Genomic DNA, 24,258 nt, shown 5'->3' on the forward strand with positions numbered 1-24,258 from the left:
CCTGGCAAGGCGGAGGAGGGAGCGATAGCGGCAGCTATCGTGACCGACGACAACGCAGCCAGGGAGCAATCGGGCCGCCAAGACCCGCAAAGGGCAATGAGAGACACGCCCTGTGACGGGATATACTCGCCCACGCTGCCGCCCCGAGCGGCATCAGCCTCCGTAGCTCAGGTGGATAGAGCAAGGGCCTTCTAATCCCTAGGTCGCAGGTTCGAGTCCTGCCGGGGGCACATAGTGAGCACTGATCGAGATGAGGTCGCGTGCGACCTCATCTCGAAAGAGCGACCTCAGCTGACGTCGATGTTCCGAGATGACGTCGCATGCGACCTCAATCCGACCTCACCGTCGGGGTCCGCGGCGTTCAGCGGAACGCGCTCACCCCTTCTCCACCCCGCCGGTCCCCCGCCACCCGCCGATGATCCGCATCGAGTGATAGATGATCAGCGCGGCCGCGGCACCGAGCGCGATGCCACCGAAGTTGAGGTCGCCGATGACCCACGTGAAGTTGGCGATCCCGATGACCAATGGGATCGCCGCGGTGAATTGGTTGATGGCCCTGCCGAAGTCGACCCGATTGCTCACCCAGATGTGCACACCGAGGACACCGACGAGGCCGTAGAGTGCGGTCGTGACACCGCCCAGCACGCCGGCCGGCACTGCAGCGATGACCGCACCGACCTTCGGCGAGAGGCCGAGCAGAATCGCGGTGACGCCCGCGATCCAGTACGCCGCGGTCGAGTACACCTTCGTCGCCGCCATCACCCCGATGTTCTCGGCATACGTCGTCGTGGCCGATCCGCCTCCACTGCCGGCGAGCACGGTCGCCACGCCGTCGGCGAACAACGCCCGGCCGATCCGACGGTCGTAGTTGACCCCGGTCATGGTGGCCACCGACTTCACGTGGCCGATGTTCTCGACCAGCAGCACCAGCACCACCGGCAGGAACATCGGAATGACCGACAAATGGAACGACGGCGCCTGGAACTCGGGGAACCCGATCCACGCGGCGTCGCCGATGCCGCTGGTGTCCACCTTGTCGAAGGCCAGCGAGATCAGATACCCGAGGATGACGCTGAGGAAAATCGCCAACCGACCCAGCAGTCCGCGGAACAGCACCACCGAGGCCACCAGCAGCACCAGCACGATGGTGGCGATGACCGGGTCCTTCTCGTAGTTGTCCTTCGCCGACGGCGCCAGGTTCAGTCCGATCAGCGCGACGATCGTTCCGGTCACCACCGGCGGCAGCAGAATGTCGATCCATCCCACCCCGGCGAAGTGCACGATCGCACCGATCACGATGAGCAGCGCGCCGACCACCACGATCCCGCCCAGCGCAGACGCCTGCCCGTGTGACGCGGTGGCCGCGGCTACCGGCGCGATGATCGCGAAACTCGATCCGAGGTAGCTGGGCAAGCGGTTTCGGGTGATCAGCAGAAAGAGCAGGGTGCCGATACCCGAGAACAACAGCGTCGTCGACGGCGGAAATCCGGTCAGCACCGGCACCAGAAACGTGGCACCGAACATGGCCACCACATGCTGCAATCCGATGCCGACCGTGCGCGGCCAGCTCAGCCGGTCGCCCGGCCCGATCACTTCTCCCCCGTCGACCCGATTCCAGGAGAAGAACCCACCCGTTTTGGTTTCCGGTGCCGTCATGCCTCTCAGTCTGCGACATCCGAACGTGAGGCGCCTCACAACGTTTAAATATTCATCTCAGATGCCAATTATGGTCTACTCGATGCATGCAACTGACCCGGTTCACCGACATCGGACTCCGGGTTGTCATGCGCCTGGCGGTCACCGACGAGCGCGACTCGACGACAACGTCTTTCACCACACGGCAGCTCGCCGACGAACTCGCGGTGCCCTATACGCACGTCGCCAAGGTGGTCGGGCGACTCTCCGAGATGGGCGTGGTGCACGCCCGACGTGGCCGCTCCGGCGGGCTGGGGATCACCGAGCTCGGCCGCGAAGCCCGGATCGGTTGGCTGGCCGGAACACTCGAGGGTGACGGCGAAGTCGTCGACTGCAACGGACCGCAACCGTGTCCCCTGCGGGGCGCGTGCCGCCTGCGCGGTGCCCTCGCGACCGCGCGAGCCGCCTTCTTCGCCAGCCTCGACGACCACACCGTCGGCGATCTCGTCAGTTCACCCACCGCGGGCGTGTTACTGAGCCTCGCGCCGCCGGTACGTACCGACGCAGCCCACAGACATGCCGAATAGATCTCGGCAGCAGGGTAATTCACAACAACTCAACGATCGGGGACACCATGCTCACTGATGCACAGCGCTCCACTCTGGCCGCCACGTTGCCCGCCGTCCACGGCGCACTCGACGACATCACGACGGGCTTCTACCGCCGGATGTTCGCCGCCCGACCCGAACTGCTCGACAATCTGTTCAACCGGTCCCACCAGAAATCGGGCGACCAACCGAAGGCGCTGGCCGGCTCGATCGCCGCGTTTGCCGCGCTGCAGCTGGAACCCGATGCACGCCAACAGAAGTTCATCCTCGATCACATCGCCCACAAGCACGCGTCTCTCGGCGTGACGCGCGACCAGTACGCGATCGTGCACGAGCACCTGTTCGCCTCCATCGTCGACGTACTCGGCGCGGCCGTCACGCCCGAGGTCGCCGACGCCTGGGACCAGGTGTACTGGGACATGGCCGATCTGCTCATCGAGTCCGAGTCCGACCTGTACGCCCGTGCCGGAGTGGCTCCCGGTGATGTGTGGCGTGATGTGCGGGTGGTCAAGCGGGTGCAGGTCTCCCCCGACACCATCTCGCTCACTCTCGCCGCCATGAATCCCGCCGAATCCCTACCCACATTCGCACCCGGACAATACATCTCGGTGCAAGTAGAACTGAGCGACGGTGCACAGCAGATCCGGCAATACAGCCTGACCGGTGCACCGGCCGACCCCACCTGGCAGTTCAGCGTCAAGTACGCGGGTGAGGTGTCGGCGCACCTGCACGAGCATTCCTTCGAGGGCGATCTGCTGCATGTGAGCACCCCCTTCGGCGATCTGGTGCTCCCCGACGACGACCTGCCGGTGGTCCTGGCATCGGCCGGCATCGGCTGCACGCCCGTCATCGGCCTGCTCACCGCGATGGCGCAATCGGGCGACGAGCGTCCGGTCACCGTGCTGCATGCCGATCGCTCCCGAAACCGGCAACCGCACCGCGGGCAACTGGCCGCGCTCGTCGAATCACTTCCGAATGGACAACTCTTCCAGTGGTACGAGGAGGCCTCGCCGCACATCGTCTCCGATCGGGTGCGGGTCGGTCAGATGTCGTTGTCCGACATCGAGATCGGCGACGACGCACGGGTGATGCTCTGCGGCCCGGGCGGTTTCCTCTCCGCCATTCGCAGTGAACTCACCGACCGCGAGGTCGACGACAGTCGCATTCACTTCGAGGCGTTCGGTCCCGAACTCCTGCGCACCGGCGCGCAATGAGCACCGCGGCGGCGGTGGCCGTCGCGGTGACCTTCGTGTGGCTGGGAATGGTGCTGGCGATCTCGTTTCTCGAGGCGCCGTTGAAGTTTCGTGCACCGGGGGTCACCCTGCCGATCGGGCTGGGCATCGGACGGCTGGTCTTCCGTGCCCTCAACGCGGCCGAGACACTGTGGGCGGCGATCATCGTGGTCGCCGTCGTGGCGGGTTCCTGGAGCGGTGCGATGATTCGGGTCGTCGCGGCGATCGCGGTCGTGGCACTTGTGGTCCAGCTCGTGGCCATTCGTCCGGCACTGACCCGTCGGTCGAACGCGGTGCTCGCCGGCCACGACGGACCACGCAGTCATGTCCACGTCGTGTATGTCGGACTCGAGGTGGTCAAGGTGATCGCGCTTGTGTGCCTTGGCATCACGTTGCTCGTGACCGCCTGACGCTGACAGCGATCTCCAAGGTGCACCGCAGCCCGCGCGCAGGATGGCGTCCTACCTTGATTCGTGTCGGCGACGGTGCCGGCCCCGAGACAAGGAGAACATCAATGCCCGGACCCAACGGTCAGCAGCCCGGTCCCGCCCCGAAGCCGAAGCAGCAGCACCCGGCCCCGCCGCGGCCGCGCCGCCGTCGCCGCGTCTGGAACCGTCGTCTCCATCGCTGGGATTGGGTCTGGTTCTGATCCTGCCCGGTTTCTGACCAGCACCCCGCACGCTCCGGGACCGCACCCCTTCCCGCGGTTCCGGAGCGTTGCCATATCACCGATCGGATGAGCATGACCGCGCGCGACGCCTTTCGCCGTTTCCTCCCTGCCCTGACGGGTGAGGGCCCCCGTTTCGCCCTGGCGGCCACATTGTTACTGGTCGCGGCGGGCTGCGAGATCGTCGCGATCTTCGTGCTCTCCGACGTCATCGACGGCGCACTCACCGCCGAGAGCGTCTTCTCCTTCGCCAAACTGGCGGTGTTGTGGCTGCTGATCACCGTGCTCTCCACCGCCGCCGACTACTACGGTCAGATCATCTCGATCGGTATCTCCGAACGGGTGGTGCTGCGACTGCGGGACCGGCTCTTCGGCCACGTCCAACGTCTCAATCCGGTGATCCATCGGCAGTTCGGCCTCGGCGATCTGGTCACCCGCCACTCCAGCGACCTCGAGGCGGTCGAGTATCTCGTCGGTTCCGGCGTCATGCAGTTCGTCGTCGCCATGGCCAACACCCTCGGGCTCGTTGTCGCCGCGTTCATCATGAGCTGGCAGGTCGCGCTGGTCGCACTCGCCGCGGTCCCGTTCCTGTGGGCGCTGTCGGCATTCTTCGGTCGCCGCCAGACCCTGGTCACCCGCGACGAACGTGTCGCCAACGCCGACATCGTCAGCGCCGTGCAGACCGCACTCGCGGGCCATGAGACCGCCGTCGCCTACAACCAGCAGGACCGCGAACAAAGCCGCCTGCACCGACACGGGGTCACCTGGCTGGGCACCCGCATGGCGCAGACCAGGATCGAAGCCGGCTTCGGCGCCGTCATGGGCTTCGGCCAGGTGATTGTCACCCTGGTCATCGCGGTCGCCGGTGTGTGGCAGGTCCGCCAGGGCGCGCTCAGCGTCGGCGAACTGCTCGCCCTGACCGGCTATCTCGGCATGCTCTACCCCAAAATGCAGGAACTCGCCGAGGTCCGGTTGTCTCTGGCGGCCGCGGTCGTGAGCGCCGATCGCCTCGCCCAACTCCTCGATCTCACCCCCACCGACCGGGATCGCCACCACGCCGCCGCACACACCGGGGACCACGACATCGCCGTCCGCAACGTCACCCTGCGCCGCGGGGACACCACGGTCCTCGACGACGTCTCACTGGATCTGCCGGCCGGCCGCATCGTCGCCCTGGTCGGGGCCAGCGGCTCCGGCAAGTCCACCCTCGCGTCTCTGCTGTGCCGGTTCGAAGAGCCAGATGCGGGTCGCATCACGCTGGGCGGCACCGACCTTCGAGACCTGACCGGCCACTCCATCCGCGAGTACATCACGCTGCTCCCCCAACAGCCGGTGATCAAGTCGGCGAGTATCGCCGAGAACATCGCCTACGGTCGCCCGGCCGCGAGTCGCGCGGAGATCATCGCCGCAGCGATCGCCGCCGACGCCGACTCGTTCATCAGTGCACTGCCCGACGGCTACGACTCGATGCTCAGCGAAGACGGCCTCACCCTGTCCGGCGGGCAACGCCAACGCATCGCCATGGCCCGCGCACTCCTGCGCAACACCCCGGTGATGATCCTCGACGAACCGACGACCGGCCTTGACGACGCGACCGCCCGCCGCATCCTCGAACCGCTGCGCGCCCTCGGCGAAGACCGATCCACGCTGCTCATCACGCACGACCCCCGGGCTATCGAGATCGCCGACGAGGTGATCGAAGTCCGCGCCGGCACCCTGGCGCATATGCACACAGTTGCATAGCAACGAAGTGCATTGTTAAAGTGGTGGCATGGCGCTCGAGCATGCGATTCTCGTGTCGCTGGCCGAACGACCCGGTACGGGGTATGAGATCGGCCAGCAGTTCGACCGATCCATCGGTTACTTCTGGTCGGCGACCCATCAGCAGATCTACCGCACCCTCAAGAAGCTGCACACCGACGGACTCGTCACCTTCGAGTCTGTCGCGCAAGAGGGCCGGCCGGACAAGAAGGTGTACACCATCTCCGCCGACGGCCGAAAGGTCCTGTCGGACTGGGCGATGAGTCCAACCCCCTACCAACCGCTGCGCAGCGACCTCGGGGTCAAACTCCGCGCCGCCGAATTCGGCGATCTCGCAACCATTCTCGGTGAGCTGAAGGCACACCGCGACGAGCACGTCGCCCAGCTGGCGATCTTCACCGGCTTCGAGCACGACTTCTACCCGGAGCCGGACAACCTGCGCGGCCGAAAGCTACACCAGTACTTGGTGTTACGCGGCGGCATCCTCTCCGAAGAGGCGTTCATCGCCTGGTGCGACGAGGTCATTTCCACCCTCGAACGCCAAACATCTTCCTGATCAACAGTTTTCCGCATCCACCACATCAGCAGAAAGGTCCGGCCATGTCAGCCCACACGGCAGAACCGCAGCAGTATCCGCACCTGTTCGAGCCATTGCAGCTCGGCGGCACCACCCTCAAGAACCGCCTCGTCATGGGATCGATGCACACCGGTCTCGAAGATCGCTTGTGGGACACCGACAAACTCGCCGCCTACTACGCCGAACGCGCCCGGGGCGGTGTCGGACTCATCATCACCGGCGGCTTCGGTATCTCGCGCACCGGCCTCCTGCTGCCGTTCGCCGGCAAGATGACCAACCGCGTCGACGTCGAACGGCATCGCCGCATCACCAAGGCCGTGCACAAGGCCGACGGCAAGATCGCCCTGCAACTCATCCATGCCGGACGCTACGGATACACGCCGTTCAAGGTTGCGCCGGGCAGCGAGCCGTCGCCGATCCACCCGTTCAAGCACCTCAAGATGACCGAGCCGATCATCCGGCACGTCATCAAATCCTTTGGGCAGTCGGCAAAGCTCGCCCACAAGGCCGGTTACGACGCCATCGAGATCATGGGTGGCGAGGGATATCTGATCAACCAGTTCCTCTGCCCGCACACCAACGACCGCACCGACAAGTGGGGCGGCTCCACTGAGAACCGGCAGCGCTTCCTGGTCGAGGTGATCAAAGAGATCCGCCGACAGACCCCACGCGAGTTCCCGGTCATCCTGCGCCAGTCGATCGCCGACTTCGTGCGCAAGGGTCAGACGTGGGACGAGATCGCGCTCATGGCCCGCAAGGCCGAGGAGTTGGGTGTCGATGCGATCAACACCGATATCGGCTGGCACGAGGCGCAGGTACCCACCATCGTCACCTCGGTGCCGCGCGGTGCGTTCGTGAAGTTCACCGAACGGCTGCGCGATGAGGTGTCGATCCCGCTGATCGCCAGCAACCGCATCAACACCCCCGACCTGGCCGAGGAGATCCTCGAACGTGGCAAGGTCGACGCCATCTCGATGGCCCGCCCACTGCTGGCCGACCCGGACTTCGCCAACAAGGCGAAAACCGGTCGCGCCGACGAGATCAACACCTGCATCGGCTGCAACCAGGCGTGCCTCGACCACGCCTTCGTCGGCAAGAAGGTGTCGTGCCTGCTGAATCCGCGCGCCGGTCGGGAGACGACACTGACCCTGGGCCCGACCCGACGCGCCAAGCGGGTCGCCGTGATCGGTGCCGGACCGGCCGGCCTGTCCGCCGCGGTCTCGGCCGCCCAACGCGGCCACAAGGTCGACCTGTACGAGGCCGGCGCCCACATCGGCGGCCAATTCTCCATCGCCGCACGGATTCCCGGCAAGGAGGAGTTCAACGAGACGATCCGCTACTACACCCGCCAGCTCGAGATCACCGGCGCCACCGTTCACCTGAACACCCGTGTGACCGCCGACGAACTGATCGCGGAGCGCTTCGACGAGGTCGTCGTCGCCACCGGCGTCACCCCACGCATCCCCGATATCGACGGTGTCGACCATCCGATGGTCATGTCCTACGCCGACGCGGTGCTCGGACATCGGGAGATCGGTAAGCGGGTCGCGGTGATCGGCGCCGGCGGCATCGGCTTCGACGTCACCGAGTTCCTCACCGTCGACGAGTCCCCCAGCCTCAATCTCAAAGAGTGGGAACAGGAATGGGGTGTCAGCGAGGATCTGTCCAAGCCCGGTTTCGTCACCAAGCCACGGCCACTGCCTGCGGTGCGCCAGGTGTTCCTGGTGCAGCGCAAACCCGGCGGACAGGGCAAGACATTGGGTAAGACCAGTGGATGGGTGCACCGCGCCACCGTCAAGATGAAAGGCGTGGAACAGATTTCGGGCGCGAGCTACGACAAGATCGACGACGCCGGACTGCACCTGAGCTTCCGCGACGAAGAAGGCAACGTCACCGAGACGCGGGTGCTCGAGGTCGACAACGTCGTGGTGTGTGCGGGCCAGGAATCGGTGCGGGAGTTGGTCGATCCGCTGACCGTCGCCGGTGTGCGCACCCACGTCATCGGTGGCGCCGACGTCGCCGCCGAACTCGACGCCAAGCGCGCCATCCAGCAGGGCACCGAGGTGGCCGCCGGGATCGCCTGATCCATCCCGAATTCGATATCGACGGCGCATACTTGTGTCGTCGATATCGGTGAGCGAGAGGGAAGGTCATGGCATCACAGCCGCACACCTTTCCCGACGATGCCTCGTGGGGCTCGAAGTCGGGACTTCTGCGCAAAGTACTGGTTCCGCTCGCAGCCACCTCGCCCGGATCGTGGCTGATCCGTACTTTGTCGCCCGTCGACAAGATGGTGATGCAGAAGTCGCACGGACGCTTCACATTGCTCGGACCGGTCGGCGCGTCGACAGTGCTCGTGACGACCATCGGGCGCAAGTCGGGACAGCGCCGCACCGTTCCGCTGCTCTATCGACGACAGGACGGGCACATCTATCTCGTCGGTTCCAACTTCGGGCAGGAGCATCATCCGGCCTGGGCGTTGAACCTGGGTTCCAATCCGCAGTGCTGGGTGGAGATCGGTGGAGTGAAAACGGAGGCGACCGCCACCCTCCTCGAGGGTGCCGAGAAAGACGACGCGTACGAAAAGTTCGCCGACGAGGTCGCCGCGTACCGCGCATACCGCAAGCGCACCGATCGGGACATTCGCGTCTTCCGTCTGACCGCAGTCTGACATCTCCCCGGAACGCCGCCGATCGGTCGTCGCCGTGTGCCGGCGCTGACCGAGGACACTGAGGCCGGTCGGGGTCGGGCTACGATACGGGACATGGGTATTCCCGCACCGAACGACTCGGCGCGCGCCGTCGTCACCGGCGCCTCCTCCGGCATCGGGATGGCGTTGGCGCGCACCCTCGCCCAGCGCGGGTATTCGACGATCCTGGTCGCCCGACGTGGCGACGTGCTCGAGGAACTCGCGACCGAGTTGCGCTCCGGCCACGACGTGGAGGCCGAGGTACGGCCGGTGGATCTGTCCGATCCGAAGTCGGTGGAGATCCTGTGCGCCGAGCTGGCCGGCCGCGAGATCTCGATCCTGTGCAACAACGCCGGTATCGCGACCTTCGGTCCGGTCAGCGACCTCGATCCGGAGTACGAACGCGCCCAGGTCCGACTGAATGTGAACGCCGTCCACGACCTGACCCTTGCGGTGCTGCCGCAGATGGTGCGACGCGGGTCCGGCGGCATCCTGATGGTGGGGTCGGCGGCCGGCAACATGCCGATCCCGAACAACGCCACGTATGCCGCGACCAAGGCCTTCGTCAACACCTTCAGCGAGTCGCTGCGCGGCGAGGTCGGCGGGCAGGGGGTGCACGTCACCCTGCTCGCGCCGGGACCGGTGCGGACCGAGACGCCGACCGACGAAGAGGCCTCCATCGTGGACCGCATGGTGCCCGGCTTCTTCTGGCACAACAGCGACAAGGTCGCCGAGATGAGCCTGGACGCGTTGGCGCACAACAAGATGCGTATCGTTCCCGGCACCCTGTCCAAGGCCATGTCGGTGGCCGGCGGCTACTCGCCGCGCGCCATCGTCGCACCGATCGTGGGCACCTTCTACCGCAAACTCGGCGACGGCGACTGAGCTACGGGATCAGCGTCGTCGACGACCTGTCCCGAAGATCGCGCGGCCGAACTCACGGCCCGCGGCACTGGCCGCCGAACGCAGGAAGCTCTGCATCGGTTTGCTGGTGAGAACATCGGCGAGGATGCCGGGCTCGTCGGACTCGGGTGTCGGAGCCGGCATCGGTGGCAGCGGAATGGTCTCCGGGGCCGGTGCGTCGGCCGGCTCCTCCGGCGCGAGTGTCGCCACCGCGAGCTTCTCGTAGGCAGATTCCCGATCGATGGTCGCACCGTACTTCGCGTACCGCGAACTGGCCTGTGCGATGGCGGTGATCCCTTCAGCGCCAATGGCTTCCATCGACGATCGCGGCGCCCGCAGCACCGTCCACGCGACCGGTGTGGGCGCACCCTTCTCCGAGAGCACGGTCACCACCGCCTCCCCGGTGCCCAACGAGGTGAGCACCTCGTCGAGCTTGTACACGTCGGACACCGGGTAGGTCTTGACGGTCTTGGTGAGTGCCTTCTGGTCGTCGGGGGTGAACGCGCGCAACGCGTGCTGGATGCGCGCACCGAGTTGGGAGAGCACCTCGTTGGGGATGTCGGTGGGCAGCTGCGAGCAGAAGAACACCCCGACTCCCTTGGAGCGGATGAGCTTCACCGTCTGCTCGACCTGCGCCTTGAACGCCTTCGACGCATCCTTGAACAGCAGATGCGACTCGTCGAAGATGAAGACCAGCTTCGGCTTCTCCACATCGCCGACCTCGGGTAGGAACTCGAAGAGTTGGGCCAGAATCCACATCAGGAAGGTGGAGAACAGCGTCGGCCGGGTGGCCTGATCACCGAGTTCGAACAGGGTGATGATGCCGCGGCCATCGGCTTCGACCCGGAGCAGGTCGCCGGGTTCGATCTCGGGTTCGCCGAAGAAGGTATCGCCGCCGTCGGCCTCCAGGTTGGTCAGCGCCCGCAGGATCACCCCGGCCGTCTGCGTGGACACCCCGCCGATCGCCTTGAGTTCCGGCTTGCCCTTGTCGCTGGTGAGGTAGGAGATGACCGATCGGAGGTCTTTGAGGTCGAGCAGCGGCAACGCCCGCTGATCCGCCCAGTGAAAGATCAGCCCCAGGGTCGACTCCTGGGTCTGGTTGAGCCCCAACACCTTACTGAGCAGGATCGGGCCAAAGGAGGTGATGGTGGCACGGATCGGGACCCCGATTCCCGACGATCCGAGCGAGACGAACTCGACCGGGTAGCCAGCAGGCTGCCAGGCGTCGCCGGTCTGTTGGGCCCGGTCGGTGATCTTGGCGTTCGCGGTGCCCGGATTACGCAGGCCGGACAAGTCACCTTTGATGTCGGCCATGATGACCGGTACCCCGTTCGCCGACAGTTGCTCGGCAATCAGCTGCAGCGACTTCGTCTTTCCCGTTCCGGTTGCGCCCGTGACGAGGCCGTGCCGGTTCATCATGGACAACGGGATGCGCACGGTTGCCGTCGAATCGACCTGTCCGTCAACCGAAATCGTGCCCAACTCGAGGGCGGTCGAGGTGAAGGCATAGCCGGCGGCGATCGTCTGCGCGGATGCGTGGGCGTCGGTCACGCCATCACCTTAGCGGTCCCCGCCGACCTGTCGGGGGCGACGACTACAGTTGATCGCGTGCAAGACAAACTGGTGTGGATCGACTGCGAGATGACCGGCCTGCAGCTCGAATCGGACAAATTGATCGAGATCGCCGCGCTGGTCACCGACAGCGACCTGAACATTCTCGGCGACGGGGTCGACATCGTGATCCACGCCGACGACGAGGCGTTGGCGGCGATGCCCGAGGTGGTCACCAAAATGCATGCGGCATCGGGGCTGACCGAGGAGGTGCGCGCATCGACGGTGACCCTCGCCGAGGCGCAGAAGCAGGTCCTCGACTACATCCGCTCTCAGGTGACCACGGCGGGCACGGTGCCGCTGGCCGGTAACTCGATCGCCACCGACCGCGGGTTCATTGCACGCGACATGCCGGAGCTCGACACGTACCTGCACTACCGGATGGTCGACGTCAGCTCGATCAAGGAGTTGTGCCGCCGTTGGTACCCGAAGGTCTACTTCGGCCAGCCGGAGAAGGGACTCGCTCACCGGGCGTTGGCCGACATCCGTGAGTCCATCCGCGAGCTGCGGTACTACCGCGCCGCGGCCTTCGTGGCCGATCCCGGACCCGACTCCGACGCGCTCGCGAAGATCGTGGAGGACCTGGGACCTGCGTGAACACGCCGGTCAGGAACCGATTGGAGTTCTGGCACCCCGACCCGCTAGAGTATGACCCTGGCTCGCCGAACCCGGTGATGTGAATCCCGGGTAGACGACGCCGATGGTGGATGTAGTTCAGTTGGTAGAGCACCAGGTTGTGATCCTGGCTGTCGCGGGTTCGAGTCCCGTCATCCACCCCGAGTGAGATCGAAGCCCCACCCGCCCAGCGGGAGGGGCTTCGGTCGTTTATGGGGCCATCACCGACCGACGCCGGGCGCCTCCAGCATGGCCACCGATGTATTCACGAGTTCGTCCTGGAGACTCTCGAGCGTCTGCGCAGGGGCCGGGTCGCGCTCCCAGGCCGCCAGCGCCGCGATGACGTGGCGGGACATCAGTCCGACGCGGCGCGTGCGCTGATCGACCGGCAAGTGTTCCAGTGACTCGGCGATCTCGGTGAACAGGTTGTGCAGCACGAGGATCGACCCCGAAGTCGGGTAGGTACCGCCTGGCTCGGAGTCGATGGCAAAGAACTCCATGGGCACGCTGGCCATCCACTGTTCGGAGAATCGCGCCCAATAGCTAGGGCTGTGCCGAGCAATATCGGCGACAAGCGGTTCGATGTAGGCCTGGACCAATGCGGCCAGGTCGATGACTCCTTTGTCTCGTGCTCGCGCGAGGAACGCGGTCCGCTCTTCATTGATCACGACGATGTGCGACTCCCACACCGCGACCAGCAAGTTCTCCCACGAGCCGAAGTGGTACGCGACAGCCGAATTGTTGCGCTGACCCGCAGCCTTGACCACCTCGCTGGCGCGAGCGCCGTGCACCCCTTTCTCCGCAACCAGACGCTCGGCCGCACGGACCAGGTCATCGCGCGCAGTTGACGAACGTCGCTGAGTCACGCTATTAAGATAGCATTCTTAATTCATCCGGATGGTGCGAATCACCCGGTTCCCGTTCGGAGGTTCCATGCGTTCTGGCCATACCGTTTCCATCCGGATCATCGGCGGACTGGCGGTAGCCGCAGCCGTTCTGTCCGCGTGTTCGTCGACCGACGACACGAATGCCGCGTCGCAACCAAAGGCCGGCGCCATCCTGTCCTCCGCGCCGCTGCAGAACGCCGCGGCTTTGCCCAGCGCAGCTCGTGACGAGCTGATCACCTATGCGACCGAGAACGCGAATCAGCAACGAATCGTTGTGTCCGGAACGGTCGCTGTTCCGCGCGGGCAGGCACCCGAGGGCGGTTGGCCGGTGATCAGTTGGGCGCACGGAACCACTGGCATCGCGGATACCTGCGCGCCGTCCGGCGACACGTCCGACGGCCCGGCGCACGACTACCTCGGCCCGGTGTCGAACACCCTGGACCAGTGGCTGCAGAAGGGTTATGCCGTCGTCGCGACCGATTACGAGGGCATGGGAACCCCGGGCGACCACACCTATCTGAATGCGGTCAGCGAAGCGAACGCGGTCACCGACATCGTCCGCGCAGCGCGGAACCTGGACCCCTCAGTCGGAACCAAGTGGTTCGCCATGGGCCACAGCCAGGGAGGCTCAGCCGCGATCACCACCTCTGATGTCGGCGTGGCACGCGCACCAGAATTGGATTTACTCGGTGCAGTGTCCATCGCACCCGGCAGCGGCCTGGCGCAATTGCCGCAGTTCATCGCGTCAGGCAACCCTGCGGCCACGACAGCCCTGGGCTTCTTTCCGCTCATGGTGCTGGGGGCCGCGGCCTCCGACCCGGCAGTGGTACCGAGCGACTTCGTCGGTCCTGGCGCGGCGCCATTGATGACCGCCGCGCGACGCGGCTGCATCGCCGATGTGCGAGCCGCCATCCCCCAGGCCTCGCTCACCTCAGTCATCAAGCCCGGAGCGGATGTCGCGCCTCTATCCAATTACCTTGCCGCGCAGGACCCATCGAACTCTCGACCAAAGGTTCCCGTGTTGCTTGCCCAGGGCACCGCGGACACGGTGATCGCCAAGCCGCTCACTGACACTCTGGCCACCACGATGTGTTCCCATGGCACCCAGATCGACTACCACACCTATCCGGGGGCTGATCATCGCGCGAGCGTGCAGGCATCCCTGGCAGACGCACAGACCTTCGCCCAGGCCCGCCTCGACGGTGAGAACGCATCAACCACCTGCTGAGATCCGTCACCGGCCAATTAGGCATATGTTGCAGCTCACAACCATCCGGGTAGGTCAGCTGACTGAAGTGGAATTATGATGAACCCCATGCACGGGGGAAATGAACAACAGCGGGTGGAGGCTGTTGTCAGCCGATTGATGACCTACTTTCCGGACCACGATCCGGCCGAGGTGAGCCGCGTCGTCGACGACGCGTACCGACAACTCGCCGGCCGACACGCCGACGACGTCGCAGCCCTGCTCGTCGAACACCGGGCAAGCAAGGCACTGCGCGCGCAGCATGCAGCTGCAGCATCGTGACCTATCTCAAGTCCGAAGCGGACACTGATGGCATCGTCCGTTTACTTGCGTACCGTACGATCCCCGTCATGCTCGAGGATCTCAACAAGGCCGCGAAGAAAGTCGACCTCCACGTCGCCGCCGCCAAGAAGGACGGTCTGTACTCCATCCGCAAGGCCAAGAACGGCAAATTGGTGGCCAAGAACGTCGACGACAAAGAAGCCGCGAAGATCATCAAGAAGTACAAGTAGCCACCCCGTCACTACGATGGGTGCATGACGGTCACCGAGCGACCCACGACAGAGATATCGTCATGGGTCGCGACAATTGCCGGCCGCATTCTGGACGACGCGGACGCGGTGGTCGATGGGATCAATGCGGCGGTCGCGCAGGGCGCACCCGCGATGATGAGCGATCCGGCGATCACCCACGACACGACGGCGAGCAATCGGGTCATCGTTCTGCATTTCCTGCACTCGGTCGCGGTGCACCCCGACTCCCCTGTCCCGGTCCAGACCCGCCCAGAAGGAATCGTCAAGGCGCGCAACCTGGTACGTCGCGGCATCGAACTCGAGGTACTGATCCAGGCCTACCGTTTCGGCCAGGAAGCATTGTGGCGCCGATGGATTCAGGTCGCATCCGACGTCGTCGAAGACCGCACCGAACTCGTGGAGGTGCTCAGTCGCAGCTCCGATCTCATCTTCAGCTACGTCAACGACTCGCTGGCGATGGAGGTCGCCGAGGTCCAGAACCAGCACGACGAGCTCAACCACGGCGGACTCACCCGCCGCGCAGAAACCATCCGGCTGCTCATCGACGGCGCGCCCATGGATACCGAGAGCGCCACCCGCCGACTCGGCTATCCGCTGATTGCACAGCACACCTTTGTCGCGATGTGGTCGCCGGACGCCGCACCCGAGGCGCTCGAACGCGCCGCGGGAGAACTCGCCGGCCTTCTCGACGCACGCTGGGTCAGCCACCCGGCCGGAGCCGGACAGATCTGGTTGTGGCTGACTGCAGGCTCCTCGGCGAATCGCGACGCACTACGTGCGGCCGCGGCCGGGCTCTCGACCGCCCCGCGCGTTCTCATCGGCCCCACGGCTTCCGGGCCCGAGGGGTTCCGACAGGCGCAGTCCCAGACGATCGCCGTCCAGCGTCTCGCCATGACCGGCGCCACCGGCGACGACCCACTGACCTACGACGAACTCGTCCCCGCAGCGCTGGCCACCGAAGACCCGGCTAAGGCGGCCCAATTCGTGCGCGATGTGCTGGGCGAACTGGCCGGGTCGGACCCCGCACTGGAGACACTCCGCACCACGGTGCGCATCCATCTGGAGGAGGGTGAGTCCGCACCACGCGCCGCCGCCCGGCTTTTCACCCACCGAAACACGGTGCTGCAGCGGCTGGCTCGCGCCGAGACCTTGATGGGACGACCGATCGCGCCTCGCCGACTGCAGGTCTTCCTCGCCCTCGACGTGGCGCACCGCGCACCGGAGGTGCTCGTCCCCGACTGAACGACGAAGTGGGACACGGCTACTGGAGCCGTATCCCACTTGTGCGAGCAATCGATCAGCCGGCCGCGAGGATCGCGTGCGCGGTGCGTCGTGCGAGCGTCATGGTGGTGACCATCGGGTTGACCGACGAGCAGGTCGGCATGCCACTGGCGTCGGCGATCCACACGCCGCGAGTGTCATGCAGCTGTCCGCTCGGATCGGCGACACTGGTCTCCGGATCGGAACCGAGTGCGGCACTGCCCATCTGGTGTGCGCTGAACGCGACCAGTCCGCCGGGGCCGATCGGCAGTGCATCGACGCGGGCGATGAACTCATCGACGTCGTCGCCGCGGCGCCACGGCGCAAACGGTTGTCCGCCAACCCAGATCGTGTCCGCACCGCGGGCCGCATGCATGCGGATGCAGGCACTGGCTGCGGTGTGGAAGGTGCGCTGGTCACCTTCGTCGTCGAACGGATAGCCGGCAACCGAGCGACCCTCGTCGTCGATCGAGATACGGCCACTGCCATGGTCTTCGGTGATGAAGACCCAGTCGGCGCGTGAGCGGTAGCGTCCGATGAGTTCCTTGTGCTCGGCGGCCGAGGTCCACGGCGTCACCGAGGCGAACAGACCCGGGAACTGCTGCACGCCCTCGACGAGGAATGCGTGGTGCTCGTCGCTGCCCGCGCCGAACTCGTCCATGATGCCGGCCTGCGCCGGACCGCTGAACGGAGCGAGGTCCTCGTCGCCGTAGAGTCCGCTGACCAGACCCGCCGGGTGCAGTCGCAGATTGGCACCGGCGGCCGGACCACCGATTCCGGAGCGCAGCAGCAACGCCGGGGTCTCCATGCTGCCGCCGGCCACCACGACGGTCGGCGCCATGACGCGAATCGAATAGGACACAACACCTTCGGCGTCGACGATGTCGACGAGGACACCGGATGCCTGTCCGTCGGTGTGCAGCACCTCGCGGGCCCGGGCACGGGCGATCAACTCGGCGCCGGCATCGCTCGCATCCTGCAGGTAGGTGCGCATGGTGCCCTGCTTGGCACCCGTTGCATCACCGAAACCGCTGAAACCGGAGAGCTTTTCGTCGAAGAGCTCAGGGTCGATGTTGAGGTTGGTGTGCTTGTAGCTCCAGCCGCAGGCCTGCGCACCTTCGGACAGCTTGGTGTGCGGACCGTTCTGGAAGGCGACCTTCTCGTTGGCGCTGATGCGGCTCATCACGGCCGAGATGTGTGCCTCGAACTCGTCGGTCGCAACGTCGGTCAGGCCGAACTCGTCGGCCCACCGCTGACGCAGACGCACGGGAAGCGGCACCGAGTTGGACCAGTTCAGGGTCGAGCCACCGCCGACGACGCCGCCGGCGAGGATGTTGACCATGCCGTCGACGGTCTGGAACGCGCCGCCGTTGAGGCACAGCTGCTGGTAGGCCGCGAGCTCGGTCAGGCCGAACTCGGCTTCACTGACGTAGTCACCGGCTTCGAGCACGATCACGCGCTTGCCGGCTCCGGCGAGCTCGGCTGCGGCGACCCCGCCGCCCGAACCGGAGCCGACGACCACGGCGTCGCACACGATGGTGTCGTCGGCGGCGGTGTCGCGCACGGTCAGGGTGCGGCCCCGGCGGCCCGCGATCTCCGGGATGCCGGGGAAGCCCATGCCGGTGACCAGCGGAGAGCGTCCCTGCTCGTCGGTGATCGCATAGGCGAAGTTGATGGAGAGCTGGCGCACGGCGCCGATGCCGACGGCCGCCTCCGGTGCGATGCGGGACACCACACCGATGCTTGTCTCCCGCACGTGCTGGGGTTGGTTCTTGAGGCCGGTCAACGCGAACGCGTCGAGCAGCTCGAGCAGTCCGGCGAGTTGCGCGGCCGGCAGCTTGGCGGTCAGGTACTGCTCGACGGCGAGGTGGGCGCCGACGGCGCTACCGGGGGTCGCGTAGAAGCCGTGCGGGTCCTCGCCCTCGTGCGGCACCGATGCGACGAAGGTGTCGACGAGCGCCTGGAGCGTTTCGCGGCGGAGTGGAGTGAAGGTGATCTCAGTCATGTGGTGATTCCTGGTGAGTTGGTTCGTGGAGGGTGATCAGGGCAGCTGCAGCGCCGTCGTCTCGAGGAAGTCCTCGAGACCGGCCACGCCGAGTTCACGTCCGTTGCCGGACTGCTTCACTCCACCGAACGGGGCGTGGATGTTGAAGGCACCGTCGTTGATCTGAACCTGGCCCGAGTCGAGACGCAGGCCGACCGCGATCGCGCGATCGACGTCGGCGGAGTAGACGCCGGCATTGAGCCCGTACACCGAATCGTTGGCCAACGCGATTGCCTCATCCTCGGTTTCGTAGGTCTGCAGGACGAGCACCGGCCCGAAGATCTCTTCTTTGACGATGCGCATGTCGGGGGTGGTGTCGGTGAAGACGGTCGGTCGGACGTAGTAGCCCGCATCGAGCCCGTCCGGTGCCTCCACACCACCGGTGAGCAGGGTCGCGCCCTCGTCGATACCGCTGGTGATCATCGCGCGCACCCGGTCACGCTGGACGTCGGAGACCAGCGGGCCGATGACCGACGTCGGGTCGAACGGATCGCCGACCACGACGCTCTCGGCGGCGGCCTTGGCGATCGCCTCGTACTCGGCCTTGCGAGCGGCCGGCACGATGAGACGGGTCAACGCAATACACGTCTGGCCCGAGTTGAGGTAGCAGGCGCCGGCGCTGGCGGTCGCGACGGCAACCGGGTCGGCGTCGTCGAGGGCGATCAGCGGCGACTTCCCGCCGAGTTCGAGGGCAACACGCTTGATGGTGTCGGCGGCAACGGCGCCGATCCGACGACCGGCTGCGGTCGACCCGGTGAAGGTGACCATGTCGACTCCCGCGTGGGCGACCATGGCCTCTCCGACGGTGGTGCCGTAACCGGTGACGAGGTTGAAGACGCCGCGGGGCAGGCCGATGGTCTCGAAGATCTCGGCGAGTGCGAACGCGTTGAGCGGTGCGACCTCGCTCGGCTTGGCGACGATGGTGCAGCCTGCGGCCAGTGCGGGCGCGACCTTCGCGACGAGTTGATGCAACGGGTAGTTCCACGGCGTGATGGCCGCGACGACGCCGATCGGCTTCTTGACGACGAGTGAGTTGTAGATCCGCTCGGTGTAGCGGTAGTCCAGTGCGATCTCCGCGGTCGCCGACAGGGTCATCTGTGGCAGGCCGACCTGCACCACATTGCTTGTCGCGTAAGGGGTTCCGACTTCGCGGCAGATCACCGCGGCGATCGCGTTCTGACGCCGCGCGAGTTCCTCGGCGGCGAGCTTCAGATACCCGACCCGCTCGGCAACGTCGAGACCGGCCCAGGCGTCGAAGGCCGCGCGGGCTGCGGCGACCGCTTTGTCGACGTCGGCGGTGGTACCCGACGGAACCGTGGCCATGACCTCGCCGCGACCGGCGTCGGTGACCTCGATGGTCTCGGTGGACTCGGACGGAACCCAGGTTCCGTCGATGAAATGATTTGCGCGCGTGAGCACACTCGCCTCCTTGCTTGCGTTGTTGCTGATGACACCCATCATCTCGCTGCGTGATTGCTATCACCATGTGCACGTGCCCGGATTCGCCGTAGCAAATAGTGCCTTGGCACATGATCCGCCCGCGCTCCGCCCAACTCGCATCCTCCTGCGATCCAGATCACAGCCCTCTGTTACCATGCCGTTACTTCAGGTCATTTGACCTGAACATGTCGGTACTAGCGTTTCGTTCCATCCACCCGACGACCTCCGCGGTCCCGCACCAGAATCGGAAACCCTGATGAGCCAAGACATCTCACGCCGCGCCCTCCTCTCCGGCGCGGCAGTCACCGTGAGCGCGGTGGCCGGCGCCGGCATCCTCGGCGCGGGCCGGGCGGGCGCCGCACCTCGCGGTGGCACAGTCGACGCGATCGTTGTCGGTGGTGGGCTGAGCGGTCTGGCGGCCGCCAAGTCGCTGGTGGCGTCCGGAGCGTCGGTGCTCGTCCTCGAAGCCCGCAACCGCGCAGGTGGGCGGGTGCACAACATCAAGTCACCGAAGGTCGGTGCCACGCTGGACGCGGGAGCCGAGTTCATCGGACCGACCCAGGATCACATCGCCGCACTGGCCCGCGAGTACGGTGTGTCGACCATCCCGACCTACAACCAGGGCGATAGCATCTTCTGGAACTCCGGGACCGCGACCCGGATGTCGGCCGCCCTGCCCCTGCCGATCATTCCTGCCGCGCCACAAGCGCTCGGGGGGCTGACCAAGGCGCAGGTCGAGGCGCTCGCAGGCTTCCCGGTCGGCCAGCCCTGGAAGCACCCCAACGCCCGGTACCTGGACTCCATCACCTGGCAGCGCTACATCGACACGACGGTCACCGATCCGACCGCGAAGATGTTGATGACCGTGGCGATGTCGGCCGCGCTGTCGGTGCGGGCCGATGAGGTGTCGGCGCTCTACTTCCTCAACTACATCGCTGCCGCCGGTGACGAGCAGAATCCGGGCACGCTCATCCGCCTGCTCAGCACCGACGGCGGCGCCCAGGAACGCATCTTCGTCGGCGGCGCCGCGCAGGTGCCGCTGCGCATGGCGCGCGCCCTGGGCAACCGGATCGTCTACAACGCACCGGTCCGCTCGATCGGATGGAGCGGCACGCGCGCCACGGTGCGCAGCGACGCGGGCACGTTCACCGCACGCAAGGTCATCGTCGCGATGTCGCCGGCCATCAGCGACCAGATCCGTTATCTCCCTGGGCTTCCGGCACCCCGAGTCGGTCTGACCCGCGGCTATCAGATGGGATCGATCAGCAAGTTCTCCGCCCTGTACAAGCGACCGTTCTGGCGGGAGAAGGGACTGTCCGGTCAGGTCTACGGCAACGGCCGGCCGATCGACGTCACGTTCGAGAGCTACACCGAGGGACAGCATATCCTGATGGGCTTCATCTCCGCCGACGCGATGCGCCGCCTCGACCACGCGCCGGAATCGCAACTGGTGCGCGAGTGCATCGAGAACTTCGTCGAGTACTTCGGCCCCGAAGCCCGTGACTACATCGACTACGCGAACTTCAAGTGGGACCTCGAGCCGTGGTCGCGCGGTGGCCCGGTCGCTGTCAGCGCACCCGGCACGCTCACCAGATTCGGTCCGGCGCTGCGGGATCCGGTGGGTCCGATCCACTGGGCCGGCACCGAGACGGCAGACTTCTGGACCGGCTACATGGACGGCGCGGTGCGCTCAGGGCAACGCGCCGCTCGCGAAGTCCTCGGCGGGCTGCGCTGAGTACACGACTGACATGGCCCGTATGCCGGTCGCGAAACGACGAGAACTGCTGCTGGAAGCCGCATTCCGGGTGATCTCCCGGCACGGGGTCGACGGTGCGACCACCCGCGCGATCTGCGCCGAGGCGCAGATGACCTTGTCGACGTTCCACTATGTGTTCGACTCGCGCGACGACCTGCTGGCCGCGCTGGTCCAACGCGGCACCGACAGTGAGCTCGCCGTCATCGCCGCGTCCCTCACCGACGCGACCGCCGATCGGCCCAGTGGCGCCGACGGATTGCGGAACATCCTGCGCGAGAGCCTCTTCGGCTACCTCGACGGAGTCATCGCCGACCCGGAGCGTGAGCAGGCGATGATCTCGCTCAACCAGTACGCACGTCAGGCCAAGGGGCTGACGCAATCCGGCGGCGAGATGTACCTCCGCTACTACGAGGCGATCGCCTACGGCTTGGCCCTGGCCGCGCAGATGACCGCCGTCGAGTGGGACGAACCGGTCGACGACCTCGCACCGCTGGTGGTCGCGGCCACCGACGGAATCACGTTGGCGTATCTGAACACCCGCGACGAGAAGGTCTGTCGCCGGATCGCCGAGGCGGCCGTGCTCATGCTGCTCACCCACGTGCGTGAACCACTGGGAAGCCACACGACGACACACAGGGACGACAACACAAGGGGGACGTAGATGGACGTGAACCGACGACAACTATTGGTCGGTGCCGCCGTCACCGCCGTGGGGGGTGGTGCCGCTGTGATTGCCGGACAACCGGTTGCCACAGCGGCGCCGGCAGCGGCAGGCTATCTGGTGGGCTGCGGCAAGGCGGATGTCACCGGCGCGATCGCCGGTCAGGGCATGATGGGCTACTCCGAGGCCGACCAGGTCGCCGAGGGACTACTGCAGCGGTGCTGGGCGCGGGCGTTCATCGTCGTCGACCAGGCCAGCGGTCAGCGCGTCGTTTTTGTCACCACCGACCTGGCCTGCCTGTTCCAGTCACATCACATGGGGCTGATGCCCAAATTGGCCAAGCGATTCGGCTCGCTGTACACCGAACGCAATGTCAATCTCAATGCCACGCACACCCATGCGTCCTGCGGTGGCACCGCCTGGGATTTCGCCTACTCGTTGGCCGCGTACGGATTCAAACGCAACTCCTATGAGGCCGAACTGAACGGGATCTACACCGCCATCGTGCGCGCCCATGAATCACTGGCGCCGGGCACCATCAGCATCGGGCACGAGGAACTGCATGACGCGAGCCGCAACCGCTCACGTATCGCGTTCGAACTGAACCCCGCCTCGGAACGACGACAGTTCCCCGACGCCATCGACCCGAAGGTCACGGTGCTGCGATTCCGTCAGGGCGACAAGGACATCGGTGCCATCACCTGGTTCCCCACGCACGGCACGTCGCTGACCGACAAGAACCGGCTGATCGCCGGCGACAACAAAGGGTATGCCAGCTACCGCTGGGAACACACCGAACCGGGTTTCGTCGCGGCGTTCCCGCAAACGAACTCGGGTGACATGACCCCCAATCTCGACCTGGTCAAGATGCACCCGAGCGGACCCACGCACGACAACAAACACAACTGCGAGATCATCGGCGAACGCCAGTATCATTCGGGGCGCACCGCTTTCGACTCGGCGCGGCCGATGAGTCGCGGTGGCGTCGCCTCCATCGTGCGCTACGTCGACATGTCGTCGGTGTCCATCGATCCCGCATTCACCCCGGAGCATCGACCCGCACGCACCACGCCGGCGATGATGGGCGCGGGTGCGGTCGCCACGAGCACCGAGGACAACTACTACTCGCAGTTGGGTTTCCTCCAGGAGGGCACCACCAATCCCCTGCTGTCGGCCTTCGGCGGCGGCACCCGGCCGCGGGTACCCGGCTGGATGCAGGACATGCAGGCCCCCAAGCTGATCATGTTCCCGCTCGGCATCATGCCGCCGGCGCCGTGGATTCCGCAGATCGTGCCGCTGCAGATCCTGCGGATCGGTGAACTGGTCCTCGCGGCCATTCCCGCCGAGGTGACCATCGTCGCCGGTCTCCGATTGCGGCAGGTGGTGGGTGACGCGCTGCGCACCAGCCCGGACAATGTTGTGGTGCAGGGCTATTCGAACGCCTACACGCAGTACGTCACCACCCCGGAGGAGTACGACTCGCAGCAGTATGAGGGTGGCGAGACGCAATTCGGCCGGTGGACGCTCTCGGCGTATCTGCAGGAGTTCCATTCGCTCGCGGGCGCGATGGCCACCGGCCGCGCGGTGCCGCGCGGGCCGGCGCCGCTCGACAAATCGGGATTCCAGCCGGACCTCCTACCGCCGGTACCGCCAGATCAACCGATTCCCGGCCGCACCTTCGGCGATGTCCTCACCCCTGCCAGAGCCCGATACCGCCCCGGCCAGACCGTGGTCGTCGAGTTCGTCGGCGCCCATCCGAACAACGACTTCCACACCGACGGAACATATCTCGAGGTACAGCGTCGATCGGGCGGGACCTGGACGACCGTCGCCACCGACCATGACTGGGAAACCGAGCTACGGTGGCGCCGACCGGCGAACAGTACCGATCAGTCGATCATCCGGATTGCATGGACGGTCCCACGACGCGGCATCGGCCGGTTCCGGATTCGGTACCACGGCGATCGACGAACAGCGGACGGACGAGTGCACGGCTTCACCGGAGCGTCGCCGGCGTTCGTCGTCGAATGATTGACCGAATCGGGCATTGCCGACAGCCCGAACGATATCTGCGCGGGTTAGGGTGAGCGGGGGTCAGAACCACGTCGCCGAACGCACAGAGGACCGCAACAG

22 protein-coding genes and 2 tRNA genes are annotated in these 24,258 nt (G+C 66.0%); 19 read left to right on the plus strand and 5 right to left on the minus strand.

Going from position 1 to position 24,258, the window contains the following annotated elements; genetic code table 11:
* The first annotated feature begins 156 nt into the window (after window positions 1-156).
* Window positions 157-230, plus strand: a tRNA-Arg gene (locus AAFP30_RS21705).
* 145 nt (window positions 231-375) lie between these two features.
* Here AAFP30_RS21705 and AAFP30_RS21710 read toward each other — a convergent pair.
* A complete protein-coding gene (locus tag AAFP30_RS21710; protein ID WP_419232096.1) occupies window positions 376-1,656 on the minus strand; it encodes a uracil-xanthine permease family protein in 1,281 nt (426 codons plus the stop codon).
* A gap of 86 nt (window positions 1,657-1,742) precedes the next feature.
* Here AAFP30_RS21710 and AAFP30_RS21715 point away from each other — a divergent pair, with 86 nt between their 5' ends.
* The 9 genes from AAFP30_RS21715 to cmrA all read left to right on the plus strand — a co-directional run bounded on the left by AAFP30_RS21715 (window position 1,743) and on the right by cmrA (window position 10,054).
* A complete protein-coding gene (locus AAFP30_RS21715; RefSeq protein WP_419232097.1) occupies window positions 1,743-2,222 on the plus strand; it encodes an RrF2 family transcriptional regulator in 480 nt (159 codons plus the stop codon).
* 47 nt (window positions 2,223-2,269) lie between these two features.
* Window positions 2,270-3,457, plus strand: a complete 1,188-nt coding sequence (locus AAFP30_RS21720; protein WP_419232098.1) for a globin domain-containing protein — start codon at window positions 2,270-2,272, stop codon at window positions 3,455-3,457.
* A complete protein-coding gene (locus tag AAFP30_RS21725) occupies window positions 3,454-3,885 on the plus strand; it encodes a hypothetical protein (protein ID WP_419232099.1) in 432 nt (143 codons plus the stop codon). The genes AAFP30_RS21720 and AAFP30_RS21725 overlap by 4 nt, the downstream gene beginning before the upstream one ends.
* A 104-nt stretch (window positions 3,886-3,989) precedes the next feature.
* Window positions 3,990-4,124, plus strand: coding sequence for a hypothetical protein (locus tag AAFP30_RS21730; protein WP_419232100.1), 135 nt, complete (start codon window positions 3,990-3,992; stop codon window positions 4,122-4,124).
* 93 nt (window positions 4,125-4,217) lie between these two features.
* On the plus strand, window positions 4,218-5,885 hold the full coding sequence (locus tag AAFP30_RS21735) for an ABC transporter ATP-binding protein (protein ID WP_419232176.1): 1,668 nt from the start codon (window positions 4,218-4,220) through the stop codon (window positions 5,883-5,885).
* Window positions 5,886-5,913: 28 nt separating this feature from the next.
* Window positions 5,914-6,459, plus strand: a complete 546-nt coding sequence (locus AAFP30_RS21740) for a PadR family transcriptional regulator (protein WP_419232101.1) — start codon at window positions 5,914-5,916, stop codon at window positions 6,457-6,459.
* A gap of 44 nt (window positions 6,460-6,503) precedes the next feature.
* Window positions 6,504-8,564, plus strand: coding sequence for an FAD-dependent oxidoreductase (locus AAFP30_RS21745; protein WP_419232102.1), 2,061 nt, complete (start codon window positions 6,504-6,506; stop codon window positions 8,562-8,564).
* A 68-nt stretch (window positions 8,565-8,632) separates the two neighbouring features.
* Window positions 8,633-9,151, plus strand: coding sequence for a nitroreductase family deazaflavin-dependent oxidoreductase (locus AAFP30_RS21750; protein WP_419232103.1), 519 nt, complete (start codon window positions 8,633-8,635; stop codon window positions 9,149-9,151).
* Between the two features lie 93 nt (window positions 9,152-9,244).
* On the plus strand, window positions 9,245-10,054 hold the full coding sequence (gene cmrA, locus AAFP30_RS21755) for a mycolate reductase (RefSeq protein WP_419232104.1): 810 nt from the start codon (window positions 9,245-9,247) through the stop codon (window positions 10,052-10,054).
* 9 nt (window positions 10,055-10,063) lie between these two features.
* Here the strand turns inward: cmrA and AAFP30_RS21760 are convergent, their stop codons facing one another.
* Window positions 10,064-11,623 carry a helicase HerA-like domain-containing protein gene (locus AAFP30_RS21760; RefSeq protein ID WP_419232105.1) on the minus strand — a complete coding sequence of 520 codons (1,560 nt, stop codon included), beginning with the start codon at window positions 11,621-11,623 and terminating at the stop codon, window positions 10,064-10,066.
* Window positions 11,624-11,680: 57 nt separating this feature from the next.
* Between AAFP30_RS21760 and orn the strand changes: the two genes are divergently transcribed.
* Entirely contained in the window at window positions 11,681-12,280 is a 600-nt protein-coding gene (orn, locus tag AAFP30_RS21765; RefSeq protein ID WP_419232106.1) for an oligoribonuclease, read from the plus strand.
* A gap of 106 nt (window positions 12,281-12,386) precedes the next feature.
* Window positions 12,387-12,459 (plus strand) — tRNA-His (locus AAFP30_RS21770).
* 60 nt (window positions 12,460-12,519) lie between these two features.
* On the opposite strand, the gene AAFP30_RS21775 is transcribed toward AAFP30_RS21770, so the two are convergent.
* A complete protein-coding gene (locus tag AAFP30_RS21775; RefSeq protein WP_419232107.1) occupies window positions 12,520-13,164 on the minus strand; it encodes a TetR/AcrR family transcriptional regulator in 645 nt (214 codons plus the stop codon).
* Window positions 13,165-13,231: 67 nt separating this feature from the next.
* Here AAFP30_RS21775 and AAFP30_RS21780 point away from each other — a divergent pair, with 67 nt between their 5' ends.
* The 4 genes from AAFP30_RS21780 to AAFP30_RS21795 all read left to right on the plus strand — a co-directional run bounded on the left by AAFP30_RS21780 (window position 13,232) and on the right by AAFP30_RS21795 (window position 16,206).
* Window positions 13,232-14,413: a lipase family protein gene (locus AAFP30_RS21780; RefSeq protein ID WP_419232108.1), complete on the plus strand. Its 1,182-nt coding sequence runs from the start codon at window positions 13,232-13,234 to the stop codon at window positions 14,411-14,413.
* Window positions 14,414-14,500: 87 nt separating this feature from the next.
* The gene (locus AAFP30_RS21785; RefSeq protein WP_419232109.1) at window positions 14,501-14,713 is read left to right on the plus strand and encodes a three-helix bundle dimerization domain-containing protein; all 213 of its coding nucleotides are present in this window, start codon (window positions 14,501-14,503) and stop codon (window positions 14,711-14,713) included.
* Between the two features lie 68 nt (window positions 14,714-14,781).
* On the plus strand, window positions 14,782-14,943 hold the full coding sequence (locus tag AAFP30_RS21790) for a hypothetical protein (protein WP_419232110.1): 162 nt from the start codon (window positions 14,782-14,784) through the stop codon (window positions 14,941-14,943).
* A gap of 24 nt (window positions 14,944-14,967) precedes the next feature.
* Window positions 14,968-16,206 (plus strand): PucR family transcriptional regulator, encoded by a 1,239-nt coding sequence (locus AAFP30_RS21795; RefSeq protein WP_419232111.1) that lies wholly within the window; start codon window positions 14,968-14,970, stop codon window positions 16,204-16,206.
* A 55-nt stretch (window positions 16,207-16,261) separates the two neighbouring features.
* Here the strand turns inward: AAFP30_RS21795 and AAFP30_RS21800 are convergent, their stop codons facing one another.
* Window positions 16,262-18,229, minus strand: a complete 1,968-nt coding sequence (locus AAFP30_RS21800; protein WP_419232112.1) for a GMC family oxidoreductase N-terminal domain-containing protein — start codon at window positions 18,227-18,229, stop codon at window positions 16,262-16,264.
* A gap of 36 nt (window positions 18,230-18,265) precedes the next feature.
* Window positions 18,266-19,726 (minus strand): aldehyde dehydrogenase family protein, encoded by a 1,461-nt coding sequence (locus AAFP30_RS21805; protein ID WP_419232177.1) that lies wholly within the window; start codon window positions 19,724-19,726, stop codon window positions 18,266-18,268.
* A gap of 238 nt (window positions 19,727-19,964) precedes the next feature.
* On the opposite strand from AAFP30_RS21805, the gene AAFP30_RS21810 reads away from it, so the two are divergent.
* The 3 genes from AAFP30_RS21810 to AAFP30_RS21820 are packed head-to-tail and all read left to right on the plus strand — an operon-like array spanning window position 19,965 to window position 24,156.
* Entirely contained in the window at window positions 19,965-21,443 is a 1,479-nt protein-coding gene (locus AAFP30_RS21810) for a flavin monoamine oxidase family protein (RefSeq protein ID WP_419232113.1), read from the plus strand.
* 13 nt (window positions 21,444-21,456) lie between these two features.
* Window positions 21,457-22,125: a TetR/AcrR family transcriptional regulator gene (locus tag AAFP30_RS21815; protein WP_419232114.1), complete on the plus strand. Its 669-nt coding sequence runs from the start codon at window positions 21,457-21,459 to the stop codon at window positions 22,123-22,125.
* Window positions 22,126-24,156: a neutral/alkaline non-lysosomal ceramidase N-terminal domain-containing protein gene (locus AAFP30_RS21820; protein WP_419232115.1), complete on the plus strand. Its 2,031-nt coding sequence runs from the start codon at window positions 22,126-22,128 to the stop codon at window positions 24,154-24,156.
* Window positions 24,157-24,258 lie beyond the last annotated feature (102 nt).

Source organism: Gordonia sp. CPCC 205515 (assembly GCF_048537925.1).
Classification (GTDB): domain Bacteria; phylum Actinomycetota; class Actinomycetes; order Mycobacteriales; family Mycobacteriaceae; genus Gordonia.

Coding starts and splice junctions, on each gene's coding strand:
- AAFP30_RS21710 (WP_419232096.1), bottom strand. CDS start 1,656: ATGACGGCACCGGAAACCAAAACGGGTGGGTTCTTCTCCTGGAATCGG.
- AAFP30_RS21715 (WP_419232097.1), top strand. CDS start 1,743: ATGCAACTGACCCGGTTCACCGACATCGGACTCCGGGTTGTCATGCGC.
- AAFP30_RS21720 (WP_419232098.1), top strand. CDS start 2,270: ATGCTCACTGATGCACAGCGCTCCACTCTGGCCGCCACGTTGCCCGCC.
- AAFP30_RS21725 (WP_419232099.1), top strand. CDS start 3,454: ATGAGCACCGCGGCGGCGGTGGCCGTCGCGGTGACCTTCGTGTGGCTG.
- AAFP30_RS21730 (WP_419232100.1), top strand. CDS start 3,990: ATGCCCGGACCCAACGGTCAGCAGCCCGGTCCCGCCCCGAAGCCGAAG.
- AAFP30_RS21735 (WP_419232176.1), top strand. CDS start 4,218: ATGACCGCGCGCGACGCCTTTCGCCGTTTCCTCCCTGCCCTGACGGGT.
- AAFP30_RS21740 (WP_419232101.1), top strand. CDS start 5,914: ATGGCGCTCGAGCATGCGATTCTCGTGTCGCTGGCCGAACGACCCGGT.
- AAFP30_RS21745 (WP_419232102.1), top strand. CDS start 6,504: ATGTCAGCCCACACGGCAGAACCGCAGCAGTATCCGCACCTGTTCGAG.
- AAFP30_RS21750 (WP_419232103.1), top strand. CDS start 8,633: ATGGCATCACAGCCGCACACCTTTCCCGACGATGCCTCGTGGGGCTCG.
- cmrA (WP_419232104.1), top strand. CDS start 9,245: ATGGGTATTCCCGCACCGAACGACTCGGCGCGCGCCGTCGTCACCGGC.
- AAFP30_RS21780 (WP_419232108.1), top strand. CDS start 13,232: ATGCGTTCTGGCCATACCGTTTCCATCCGGATCATCGGCGGACTGGCG.
- AAFP30_RS21785 (WP_419232109.1), top strand. CDS start 14,501: ATGCACGGGGGAAATGAACAACAGCGGGTGGAGGCTGTTGTCAGCCGA.
- AAFP30_RS21790 (WP_419232110.1), top strand. CDS start 14,782: ATGCTCGAGGATCTCAACAAGGCCGCGAAGAAAGTCGACCTCCACGTC.
- AAFP30_RS21795 (WP_419232111.1), top strand. CDS start 14,968: ATGACGGTCACCGAGCGACCCACGACAGAGATATCGTCATGGGTCGCG.
- AAFP30_RS21800 (WP_419232112.1), bottom strand. CDS start 18,229: ATGACTGAGATCACCTTCACTCCACTCCGCCGCGAAACGCTCCAGGCG.
- AAFP30_RS21805 (WP_419232177.1), bottom strand. CDS start 19,726: ATGGGTGTCATCAGCAACAACGCAAGCAAGGAGGCGAGTGTGCTCACG.
- AAFP30_RS21810 (WP_419232113.1), top strand. CDS start 19,965: ATGAGCCAAGACATCTCACGCCGCGCCCTCCTCTCCGGCGCGGCAGTC.
- AAFP30_RS21815 (WP_419232114.1), top strand. CDS start 21,457: ATGGCCCGTATGCCGGTCGCGAAACGACGAGAACTGCTGCTGGAAGCC.
- AAFP30_RS21820 (WP_419232115.1), top strand. CDS start 22,126: ATGGACGTGAACCGACGACAACTATTGGTCGGTGCCGCCGTCACCGCC.